This window comes from Pseudomonas sp. TH37 (genome assembly GCF_016650735.1).
GTDB lineage: Bacteria > Pseudomonadota > Gammaproteobacteria > Pseudomonadales > Pseudomonadaceae > Aquipseudomonas > Aquipseudomonas farris.
On record NZ_JAEKFD010000002.1, the window covers coordinates 33,814 to 45,471 of the forward strand.

Consider the following 11,658-nt stretch of genomic DNA (forward strand, 5'->3'; position numbering starts at 1 on the left):
ATGTAACCCCCTAGGATCGACCTCACAAGCCAAGGGGTTATTGAAACTTTCAAGATCCGGGGCATAGAAACAAGCTGATGAGGAAACCGTCTGATGGCCGGCAAAACGCTCTACGACAAGCTCTGGGATTCGCATTTGGTCAAGCAGCGCGACGATGGCTCGGCGCTGATCTACATCGATCGTCACATCATCCACGAAGTGACCTCGCCGCAAGCCTTCGAAGGTCTGCGTCTGGCCGGGCGCAAGCCTTGGCGCATCGATGCCAACATCGCGACCCCGGACCACAACGTTCCGACTACCCCGGAGCGCAAGGGCGGCATCGAAGCGATTGTCGACCAGGTCTCGCGTTTGCAGGTTCAGACCCTCGACGATAACTGTGACGAATACGGCATCGTCGAATTCAAGATGAATGATGTCCGCCAAGGCATCGTCCACGTCATCGGCCCGGAGCAGGGCGCAACCTTGCCGGGCATGACCGTGGTTTGCGGCGACTCCCACACCTCGACCCACGGCGCATTCGGTGCCTTGGCTCACGGTATCGGCACTTCCGAGGTCGAGCACGTGCTCGCCACTCAGTGCCTGGTCGCGAAAAAGATGAAGAACATGCTGGTGTCCGTCGAAGGCCAATTGCCGTTCGGCGTGACCGCCAAGGACATCGTCCTCGCGGTAATCGGCAAGATCGGCACCGCCGGCGGTAACGGCCATGCCATCGAGTTCGCCGGTAGCGCGATTCGCGACTTGTCCGTTGAAGGTCGCATGACCATTTGCAACATGGCGATCGAGGCCGGCGCTCGCGTTGGCCTGGTGGCCGCCGACGAAAAAACCGTGGCTTACGTCAAGGGCCGTCCATTTGCTCCGAAAGGCGCGGAATGGGACTTGGCTGTCGAGGCCTGGAAAGACCTGGTCTCTGACGCGGATGCCAAGTTCGACACCATCGTCGAGCTCGATGCCACTCAGATCAAACCGCAAGTCAGCTGGGGCACCTCGCCCGAAATGGTGTTGGCTGTGGATCAGAATGTTCCCGATCCTGCGAAGGAAATGGACCTGGTCAAGCGCGGCTCCATCGAACGTGCCTTGAAATACATGGGTTTGACCGCCAATCAGGCGATTACCGACATTCAGCTGGACCGCGTATTCATTGGCTCCTGCACCAACTCGCGGATCGAAGACCTGCGCGCCGCTGCCGTGATCGCCAAGGGCCGCAAAGTGGCTTCGACCATCAAGCAGGCCATCGTGGTGCCGGGGTCGGGGCTGGTGAAGGCTCAGGCCGAATCCGAAGGTCTGGACAAGATTTTCCTCGAAGCCGGTTTCGAATGGCGCGAGCCGGGTTGCTCGATGTGCCTGGCGATGAACCCGGACCGTTTGGAGTCGGGCGAGCATTGCGCGTCGACCTCCAACCGTAACTTCGAAGGCCGTCAGGGCGCCGGTGGCCGTACGCACCTCGTCAGCCCGGCCATGGCCGCCGCCGCCGCTGTGAACGGTCGTTTCATCGACGTCCGTGAATTGATCTAAAGGAGCGCAGCATGAAAGCTTTTACCCAGCACACTGGTCTTGTCGCGCCTTTGGATCGTGCCAACGTCGACACCGACCAGATCATTCCGAAGCAGTTTTTGAAGTCGATCAAGCGCACCGGTTTCGGCCCGAACCTGTTCGATGAGTGGCGTTATCTGGATGTTGGCCAGCCGTATCAGGACAACTCCAAGCGCCCGTTGAACAAGGACTTCGTCCTCAACGCCGAGCGTTATCAGGGCGCCAGCGTGTTGCTGGCCCGCGAGAACTTCGGTTGCGGCTCCAGCCGCGAACACGCGCCGTGGGCGCTGGAAGAGTACGGTTTCCGCAGCATCATCGCGCCGAGCTATGCCGACATCTTCTTCAACAACAGCTTTAAGAACGGCTTGCTGCCGATCATCCTGAGCGACGCTGAAGTTGATGAACTGTTCCAGCAAGTTGAGGCGACTCCGGGCTATCAGTTGCAGGTTGATCTGCAAGCCCAGACCGTGACTCGTCCGGATGGCAAAGTGTTGAATTTCGAAATCGATGCCTTCCGCAAACACTGCCTGCTCAATGGCCTGGACGATATCGGCCTGACGTTGCAGGACCACGAGGCGATTGCCTCGTTTGAAGCCAAACACCGCGCGAGCCAGCCTTGGTTGTTTCGTGATGCGTGATTGATCCGGGATTTGTAACGATAGGACCGGCCTCTTCGCGGGCAGCCCGCTCCCACAGGTTTTGTGAACACCGAAAATCCCTGTGGGAGCGGGCTTGCCTGCGATGACGGCAGCCCGAACAACACAAGACTAAACCCCAAAAAGGAAGTCCCCATGACCAGCACCGCCCAGCACAGTCAGGTAGTACAAAAGCAATTCGGTGAACAGGCCTCGGCCTACCTGAGCAGCGCCGTCCACGCTCAAGGCACTGAATTCGCGCTGCTACAGGCTGAACTGGCGGGGCAGGGCGATGCCCGCGTGCTCGACCTCGGTTGCGGCGCCGGTCATGTGAGTTTTCACGTGGCTTCGCTAGTCAAGGAAGTGGTGGCTTATGACCTGTCCCAACAGATGCTCGACGTGGTCGCCACTGCTGCCGTCGATCGCGGCTTGAGCAACGTGTCCACGGTACTGGGTGCCGCCGAGCGCTTGCCGTTCGCTGACGGCGAGTTCGATTTCGTCTTCAGCCGTTATTCGGCACACCATTGGAGCGATCTCGGGCTGGCCCTGCGCGAAGTTCGCCGGGTACTGAAGCCGGGCGGGGTGGCGGCGTTCATCGATGTGTTGTCGCCGGGCAGCCCGTTGTTCGACACTTACCTGCAAAGCGTCGAAGTGCTGCGCGACACCAGCCACGTGCGCGATTACTCTGCCGGTGAGTGGTTGCGTCAGGTCAGCGAAGCGGGGTTGCATACCCGCAGCACCACGCTCCAACGGTTGCGTTTGGAGTACACCTCCTGGGTTGAGCGCATGCGCACGCCCGAGGTGATGCGCGCGGCGATCCTCGAGTTGCAGCAGTCGATGGGCAATGAAGTGCGCGAATATTTTGAAATTGAAGCCGATGGTTCGTTCAGTACAGATGTGCTGGTGCTGATGGCTGAACGATAAGCTCTGAAACATAAGCTCAGAAACACAAGCACCGAGCGATAGAATTTTTCCGGGTGTGCCCAAGGGCGTGCCGATTGATGACATGAGGAAAGCATGAGCAAGCAGATTCTGATTCTCCCGGGTGACGGTATTGGCCCGGAAATCATGGCCGAAGCGGTCAAGGTGCTGGAGCTGGCAAACGACAAGTACAGCCTGGGCTTCGAACTGAGTCATGACGTGATCGGTGGCGCCGCCATCGACAAGCACGGCGTGCCGCTGGCCGACGAAACCCTGGCCCGTGCCCGTGCCGCCGATGCGGTATTGCTGGGCGCCGTGGGCGGTCCGAAATGGGACACCATTGAACGTGATATCCGCCCTGAGCGCGGTCTGCTGAAAATCCGTGCGCAACTGGGCCTTTTCGGCAACCTGCGTCCGGCGATCCTGTACCCGCAACTGGCCGAGGCTTCCAGCCTGAAGGCAGAAATCGTGGCCGGCCTGGACATCCTGATCGTCCGTGAACTGACCGGCGGCATCTACTTCGGCGCGCCACGCGGTGTGCGTGAACTGGAAAACGGCGAGCGTCAGGCCTACGACACCCTGCCGTACAGCGAAACTGAAATCCGCCGTATCGCCCGTGTCGGTTTCGACATGGCCCGCGTGCGCGGCAAGAAGCTGTGCTCGGTGGACAAGGCCAACGTGCTGGCGTCCAGCCAACTGTGGCGTGAAGTCGTCGAGCAAGTGGCCAAGGACTACCCGGATGTCGAACTGAGCCACATGTACGTCGACAACGCCGCCATGCAACTGGTGCGTGCACCGAAGCAATTCGACGTGATCGTCACCGACAACCTGTTCGGCGACATTCTTTCCGACGAAGCGTCGATGCTCACCGGTTCGATCGGCATGCTGCCGTCGGCGTCGCTGGATGCCAACAACAAAGGCATGTACGAGCCGTGCCATGGTTCGGCGCCGGACATCGCTGGCAAGGGCATTGCCAACCCGTTGGCGACCATTCTGTCGGTGTCGATGATGCTGCGTTACAGCTTCAATCTGCAGGATGCGGCCGATGCCATCGAGAAGGCCGTGAGCCTGGTATTGGATCAGGGCCTGCGCACCGGCGACATCTGGTCGGCCGGTTGCACCAAGGTTGGTACGCAGGAAATGGGCGATGCAGTAGTCGCCGCGCTGCGGAATCTGTAATCTCTTTGGCCCGCTGCAACTTTCAACCATGAAAGCAGCGGCCCACTTTTAAGAAGGTGTAGTTGCGATGAAACGTGTAGGTCTGATCGGTTGGCGCGGTATGGTCGGTTCCGTGCTCATGCAGCGGATGCTGGAAGAGCAGGATTTCGATCTTATTGAGCCGGTGTTTTTCACCACTTCCAATGTCGGTGGCCAAGGCCCGTCCGTGGGCAAGGACATTGCTCCGCTCAAGGACGCTTACAGCATTGAAGAGCTGAAAACCCTCGACGTGATTCTGACCTGCCAGGGTGGCGACTACACCAGCGAAGTTTTCCCGAAACTGCGTGAAGCCGGCTGGCAGGGTTACTGGATCGACGCCGCTTCCAGCCTGCGCATGCAGGATGACGCGGTGATCGTGCTGGACCCGGTGAACCGCAAGGTCATCGACCAGCAACTCGACGCGGGCACCAAGAACTACATCGGCGGCAACTGCACCGTCAGCCTGATGCTGATGGGCCTGGGCGGTCTGTTTGAAGCCGGTCTGGTCGAGTGGATGAGCGCCATGACCTATCAGGCAGCCTCCGGTGCCGGCGCGCAGAACATGCGTGAACTGATCAAGCAAATGGGCGCGACCCACGCCGCTGTCGCCGATCAACTGGCCGACCCGGCCAGCGCCATCCTCGACATCGACCGTCGTGTTGCCGAAGCCATGCGCAGCGACGCGTACCCGACCGAAAACTTCGGCGTACCACTGGCCGGCAGCCTGATCCCGTGGATCGACAAGGAACTGCCAAACGGTCAGAGCCGCGAAGAGTGGAAGGCCCAGGCCGAGACCAACAAGATCCTCGGTCGCTTCAAGAGCCCGATCCCGGTGGATGGCATCTGCGTGCGCATCGGCGCCATGCGTTGCCACAGCCAGGCGCTGACCATCAAGCTGAACAAAGACGTGCCGATCGCTGACATCGAAGGGCTGATCAGCCAGCACAACCCTTGGGTCAAGCTGGTGCCGAACAACCGCGAAATCAGCATGCAGGAGCTGAGCCCTACAAAGGTTACCGGTACCCTGAACGTGCCGGTTGGCCGTCTGCGCAAGCTGAACATGGGTTCGCAGTTCGTCGGTGCCTTCACCGTCGGCGACCAACTGCTGTGGGGCGCGGCCGAACCGCTGCGTCGCATGCTGCGGATCCTGCTCGAGCGTTGATCTGTTGAAGTAATGAAGAGCCCGCGCCTTGAAAGAGGTGCGGGTTTTTTTATGTGCGACAGTCTGAGGGGTTCGGTTGTCAGCTATTGCGTCATCGCGGGCAAGCCCGCTCCCACAAGGTTGGGGTCGTATGCAAAATATGGGAGCCCCACAAAACCTGTGGGAGCGGGCTTGCCCGCGATGAGGCCGGAACTGGCGCCGCAGGTCTCCGCCGAATTGCCTCACTGCCAACCACCCGGTAAAGTGCCGCTCCCCCCGTTTCGCCAGAGGTAGAACCATGAGCCAGTCCTTTGATATTGCCGTGATCGGCGCCACCGGTACTGTCGGCGAAACACTCGTCCAGATTCTCGAAGAGCGGGATTTTCCGGTCGGTAACCTGCACCTGCTGGCGAGCAGTGAATCGGCCGGTCATTCAGTGCCGTTTCGTGGCAAGAACGTGCGGGTGCGGGAAGTCGATGAATTCGATTTCAGCAAAGTCCAGTTGGTGTTCTTTGCCGCCGGCCCGGCGGTGACCCTCAGTTTCGCTCCGCGTGCCACGGCCGCCGGTTGCTCGCTGATCGACCTGTCCGGCGCCTTGCCGGCCGATCAGGCGCCGCAAGTGGTGCCTGAGGCCAATGCTGAAATTCTGGCCAGCCTGAAAAAGCCCTTCCAGGTCAGCAGCCCAAGCCCTTCGGCCGCGACGCTGGCGGTGGTGCTGGCGCCGTTGCTCGGTTTGCTCGACCTGCAACGCATCAGCCTGACGGCGTGTCTGGCGGTCTCTGCCCAAGGCCGCGAAGCGGTCACCGAGCTGGCCCGGCAAACCGCCGAGCTGCTCAATGTGCGTCCGCTGGAGCCAGCGTTCTTCGATCGGCAGATGGCTTTCAACCTGCTGGCGCAAGTCGGTACGCCTGATGCTCAAGGTCATACGCTGCTGGAAAAACGCCTGGTGCGCGAGCTGCGTCAGGTCATGGCGCTACCTTCATTAAAGATTTCCGTCACTTGCATTCAAGCTCCGGTGTTTTTCGGCGATAGCTTTAGCATGACCTTGCAGTCGTCGAGCGCTGTCGATCTGGCGAAAGTCAACGCAGCCCTGGAAGCGGCGCCCGGTATCGAGCTGGTCGAGGCGGGCGATTATCCGACCCCGGTAGGCGATGCGGTAGGGCAGGACGTGGTTTACGTTGGTCGGGTTCGCAGCGGGATCGACGACCCGGCGGAACTTAATGTGTGGCTGACGTCAGATAACGTACGCAAAGGTGCCGCGCTCAATGCTGTGCAGGTGGCTGAATTGTTGATAAAAGACCTGCTGTAAAAGATACTTGGCAACAATTTATCGAATGATTCCCGTCGAGCGTCATGCCTGACCGGAATGCTTAAGGTGAGCCACCCCGCAGGGCTTCCCATTGCATGAATGAAATGATCGCGCGCGACGACCCTTCGCCGCCGCGCGCAATGCCTTACGGCAGCGGCAATCAACACCTTCTCGCTGGCCGAGGAATGTTCAAACAAAGGAAGAGGTTATGGTTCAAGTTCGCAAACTGGTGTTAGCAATAGCGGCCGCCTCGGCGCTGTCCTCCGGTATGGCGCATGCCCTCGGGCTCGGGGAATTGACCCTGAAATCGACGCTGAACCAGCCTCTGGTCGCAGAAATCGAGTTGCTCGACATCAAGGACCTCACGGCTGCCGAAGTGGTGCCGAGCCTGGCCTCGCCCGAAGATTTCGCCAAAGCCGGTGTCGATCGTCAGGCGTTTCTCAACGACCTGACCTTCACCCCAGTGCTTAACGCCAGCGGCAAAAGCATCCTGCGCGTCACGTCCAGCAAACCGCTGTCCGAACCGATGGTGAAATTCCTGGTTCAGGTGATGTGGCCCAACGGTCGTCTGCTGCGCGATTACAGCGTGCTGCTCGATCCGTCCAAATTCTCGCCGCAAACCGCCGATGCGGCCGCGCAACCGGCGCCATCCCAAACAGTGACCGCGCCAGTCACCGGCGCCTCCAAGCCGTCGCAACACACCACCACGCCGCGCGATACCCTGTGGGAAATCGCCTCGAAGGTGCGTAACGGCGGTTCGATTCAGCAGACCATGCTGGCCATCCAGGCGCTGAACCCGGATGCGTTCATCGACGGCAACATCAACCGACTGAAAACCGGTCAGGTGCTGCGCCTGCCTGATCAGGTGCAGAGCACCAACCTGCCGCAACCCAAGGCCGTCGCTGAGGTCGCCGCGCAGAACACCGCGTGGCGTCAGGGTCGTCGCTACGTGGCGAAACCGGGAACCGGTCAGCAGCAACTCGACGCCACCAAACGCGCTCGCGGTGAAGGTGCTTCGTCGCAAGCCGCCACAGACAAACTGAGCCTGGTCTCTGCCGACACCGGTAAGGGTGGCAAAGGGGCCGCTGGTGATGCGAAAGCGTTGAGCGACAAACTGGCCGTCACCCAGGAAAGCCTCGACGCGGCTCGTCGTGACAACGCTGAACAGAAAAGCCGCATGATCGATCTGCAAAGTCAGCTGGACAAGCTGCAACGCCTGATCGAACTGAAGAACAACCAACTGGCCAAATTGCAGGCCGAAGGCGGCGCGGACGCACCGGCGGCTCCGACCGCTCCGGCGATGTCGGCTGAGCTGGCGGCCAGTCCTGCGGCGACGCCTGCGGACGCGGCTCCGGCCCCTGTGCCAGAGGCTGCTGCACCAGAAGCCGCTCCGGCGCCAGCCACCGAGCCAACGCCTGCGACATCCGATGATCAGAAATTCAACGAGCTGCTGACTAACCCGATCCTGTTGGGTCTGGTGGGTGGCGGTGCGGTGGTTCTGCTGCTCTTGCTGCTGTTGCTGGCCCGTCGCCGCAAAGCCCAGCAAGAGGCCGAGAAGCATCTGCGCATGGCCCGTGCCTTGGAGGAGGAACAAGAGTTCTCCGTCGACCAGGACCTGCCGGAAAGCAGCTTCGAAGGTCTGGAAGTTCCGCCGCCGAGCGTGAAACTTGCGACCGCACCAACGCCTGCGCCAGCACCGGCCCCGGCCCCGGTGATTGCCCCGGTTGTGGTAACGCCACCGATCGCTGCGCCTCTGGTATCGCCTGCCGCCGAGCGTTCCGAGCGTTCCGACGACGTACTGGCTCAGGCGCAGTCGCACATTGCAGGCGGTCGTCTGAATCAGGCCGCCGCATTGCTGGAAGACGCGATCAAGCAAGAGCCGCAACGCAGTGACCTGCGTTTGAAGCTGATGGAAGTCTACGGTCAGCAGGGCGACCGCGATGCGTTCGTCGCTCAGGAGCGTCAACTGGTGGCCAACGGCGATAACTTCGCCCGGGTTGAAGAATTGAAAAGCCGCTTCCCGGCGATGGCAGTCGCAGTAGCGGGTGGTCTGGCCGCTGCGGCGATCGCCGCCGAGCTGGATGCGCAATACGTCAAGGACCTGTTGCTGGACGAACCGCAAGCCCCGGAGCCGGCATTGTCCGACTTCGACAGCGCCTTCGATCTGAGCCTGGACGATCTGGAGGCGGCTACTCCGATCGCGCCAGTTGTTGCGGCGGAGCCAGAGCCAGCACCAGAGCCAACAGCGGTGCCAGAGCCAACACCAGCACCAGAAGATCTGGCTGAGCTGGACGAATTCCCGCTGGACGACGATCTGAGCTTCGAGTCGGTGTTGCAGCAACAGACTGAAATCAAGGAAAGCCTCGACGATCTGTCGGACTTCGACCTGGACATGGATCTGGGCGGCAATGCCTCGCCGGCAACCATGGCCGAAGACGACTTCCTGCTGAGTCTGGATGAAGACCTCAAGGACTTGCCTGCCGCCGAAGCGCCGACCGTGGCCGAGCCGACGCTCGACGACCTGGAGTTGCCTGCGGATTTCGACCTGTCACTGGCCGATGAAATGGACGCCGCCGCGCCGGATCAGCCTGATGCCTTCGAAAGTGAACTCAATGACGTCAACGCCGAGCTGGATCGTCTGTCCCAGAGCCTCGGTGAGCCGAGCTTCACCGAGGAAGATGCTTTGGCCTCTGCGGCTGATGAGCCGGACTTCGATTTCCTCTCCGGCACCGACGAAGTCGCCACCAAACTCGACCTGGCCCAGGCCTACATCGACATGGGCGACAACGACGGCGCTCGGGACATCCTCAATGAGGTGGTGACCGAGGGCGATGCCGGTCAGAAGAGCGAAGCCAAGGAAATGCTCTCGCGTCTGGCGTGAGTCATCGGTAAGGCATAAACAAAACGGCAGCCCATCGAGGCTGCCGTTTTTGTTTGGGGGTGATGCGATGGCGCCTGCCAGATAAACCGAGGCGCGGCTATCGCGGGCAAGCCACGCTCCCACAGGGATGTATGCTGGCTGCATATCTTGTGTGCGACACAAAACCTGTGGGAGCGAGGCTTGCCCGCGATGAGGCCAACACATTCAACCCAAATGTCGACAGTTGTACCGCCATCGCGAGCAGGCTCGCTCCCACATTTGGTCGGGTTGTCCGTATCATTTGCGCAAGCCACCAATCCCCTGTGGGAGCGAGCCTGCTCGCGATGAGGGCATCCCGTTCAACATCAAACCCGGCATTGCACCGGTCGGGCAGGGCACGAAGATCACTCAGCTCTGGCATCCCGGTCCGGCGGCCTTATAATGCCTGCCTTTGCGTAGATCAGCAGGCTGTCACCCCTTGGCAAATATAGATAATCCGGCCGCCGAAATGGCGGCCGACGGCTTTTTCCGGATCGCGTTGGGCGTTGAATACAAAGGTTCGCGTTATCGCGGCTGGCAGCGTCAGGCCTCCGGTGTGGCCACGGTGCAGGAAACCCTCGAAAAGGCCTTGTCCAAAGTCGCCAACTCACCCGTGTCGCTGCATTGCGCCGGGCGCACTGACGCCGGTGTGCATGCTTGCGGGCAGGTGGTGCATTTCGATACCCAGGTCGAGCGTTCGATGAAGGCCTGGGTCATGGGCGCCAACATCAATTTGCCGCATGACGTCAGCGTCAGCTGGGCCAAGGTCATGCCGGCGGATTTTCATGCGCGGTTCAAGGCTATCGCCCGGCGCTATCGCTACGTGATCTACAACGATCAGATCCGCCCGGCGCACCTGAACGATGAAATCACCTGGAATCACCGTCCACTGGACGTCGAGCGCATGTCCGAGGCTGCTCAGTCTCTGGTAGGCACCCACGACTTCAGCGCATTCCGCGCCGGCCAGTGCCAGGCCAAGTCGCCGATCAAGGAGCTGCATCACCTGCGCGTCACCCGCCATGGCAAAATGATCGTGCTGGATATCCGCGCCAGTGCGTTCCTGCACCACATGGTGCGCAACATCGCCGGTGTGCTAATGACCATCGGCGCCGGCGAGCGCCCCGTGGAGTGGATGAAGGAAGTCCTGGAAAGTCGTGTGCGTCGTTCCGGTGGGGTGACGGCCCATCCGTTCGGCCTGTACCTGGTGCAGGTCGAGTACCGCGACGAGTTCGAATTGCCCGAGCGTTACATCGGCCCACACTTCCTCACCGGTTTCTCGGAACTTGACGGCTGACGCCCTCCAACGCTTTTGTTACCATCCGGGACTTTCCCGGATTTGTCCTGAGGTTCTATCGACATGTCAGCCGTTCGCAGCAAAATTTGTGGGATTACCCGCATAGAGGATGCGTTGGCGGCGGTCGAGGCCGGGGCCGATGCCATCGGATTTGTGTTCTACGCCAAAAGCCCACGGGCCGTAACGTTCCAGCAGGCGAGGGCGATCATCAAGGCCTTGCCGCCGTTCGTGACCACCGTGGGCTTGTTCGTCAATGCCAGCCGCTGCGAGTTGGGGGAAATCCTCGACGCCGTGCCGCTGGACCTGTTGCAGTTCCATGGTGACGAGACCGCGGCCGACTGTGAAAGCTGGCACCGGCCTTACATCAAGGCGTTGCGGGTCAAGGCCGGCGACGACATCGCAGCAGCTTGCGATGCCTACGCCAGTGCTAGTGGAATCCTGCTCGACACGTATGTCGAAGGCATTCCCGGCGGAACCGGTGAAGCGTTCGACTGGTCACTGATACCGCAAGGCCTGAGCAAGCCGATCATCCTGGCGGGCGGCTTGACGCCGGACAACGTCGCCGAGGCGATTGCCCGGGTTCGGCCTTACGCGGTGGACGTCAGCGGTGGAGTAGAGGCGAGCAAGGGCATCAAGGATCACGCAAAGATTCAGGCATTCATCAAAGCGGTTGTAGGGGCTTGATGTGACGGCTGGCAGACTGCCGCCGTCCCAAAATGCACTGCGCTGCAT

General features: G+C 60.8%; 9 protein-coding genes. All 9 read left to right on the forward strand.

All coding sequences use genetic code 11. The features are described 5' to 3' along the window. The first annotated feature begins 93 nt into the window (after nucleotides 1-93). Nucleotides 94-1,512: a 3-isopropylmalate dehydratase large subunit gene (gene leuC, locus JFU11_RS05230; protein ID WP_038980073.1), complete on the forward strand. Its 1,419-nt coding sequence runs from the start codon at nucleotides 94-96 to the stop codon at nucleotides 1,510-1,512. Between the two features lie 11 nt (nucleotides 1,513-1,523). After that, a complete protein-coding gene (gene leuD, locus JFU11_RS05235) occupies nucleotides 1,524-2,168 on the forward strand; it encodes a 3-isopropylmalate dehydratase small subunit (RefSeq protein ID WP_201059983.1) in 645 nt (214 codons plus the stop codon). A gap of 153 nt (nucleotides 2,169-2,321) precedes the next feature. After that, a complete protein-coding gene (locus tag JFU11_RS05240; RefSeq protein ID WP_201059984.1) occupies nucleotides 2,322-3,089 on the forward strand; it encodes a methyltransferase domain-containing protein in 768 nt (255 codons plus the stop codon). Between the two features lie 93 nt (nucleotides 3,090-3,182). Then, nucleotides 3,183-4,265, forward strand: a complete 1,083-nt coding sequence (gene leuB / locus JFU11_RS05245) for a 3-isopropylmalate dehydrogenase (protein WP_008007203.1) — start codon at nucleotides 3,183-3,185, stop codon at nucleotides 4,263-4,265. A gap of 67 nt (nucleotides 4,266-4,332) precedes the next feature. Further along, a complete protein-coding gene (gene asd / locus JFU11_RS05250) occupies nucleotides 4,333-5,445 on the forward strand; it encodes an aspartate-semialdehyde dehydrogenase (protein WP_047531244.1) in 1,113 nt (370 codons plus the stop codon). A gap of 277 nt (nucleotides 5,446-5,722) precedes the next feature. Then, on the forward strand, nucleotides 5,723-6,733 hold the full coding sequence (locus JFU11_RS05255) for an aspartate-semialdehyde dehydrogenase (protein WP_201059985.1): 1,011 nt from the start codon (nucleotides 5,723-5,725) through the stop codon (nucleotides 6,731-6,733). A 208-nt stretch (nucleotides 6,734-6,941) separates the two neighbouring features. Next, nucleotides 6,942-9,614 (forward strand): FimV family protein, encoded by a 2,673-nt coding sequence (locus JFU11_RS05260; RefSeq protein ID WP_201059986.1) that lies wholly within the window; start codon nucleotides 6,942-6,944, stop codon nucleotides 9,612-9,614. Between the two features lie 487 nt (nucleotides 9,615-10,101). After that, nucleotides 10,102-10,926, forward strand: coding sequence for a tRNA pseudouridine(38-40) synthase TruA (gene truA / locus JFU11_RS05265; protein ID WP_123720979.1), 825 nt, complete (start codon nucleotides 10,102-10,104; stop codon nucleotides 10,924-10,926). A gap of 63 nt (nucleotides 10,927-10,989) precedes the next feature. Further along, complete coding sequence (locus JFU11_RS05270; protein WP_201059988.1) at nucleotides 10,990-11,610, forward strand: phosphoribosylanthranilate isomerase; 621 nt, start codon at nucleotides 10,990-10,992, stop codon at nucleotides 11,608-11,610. The last annotated feature ends 48 nt before the right edge of the window (nucleotides 11,611-11,658 follow it).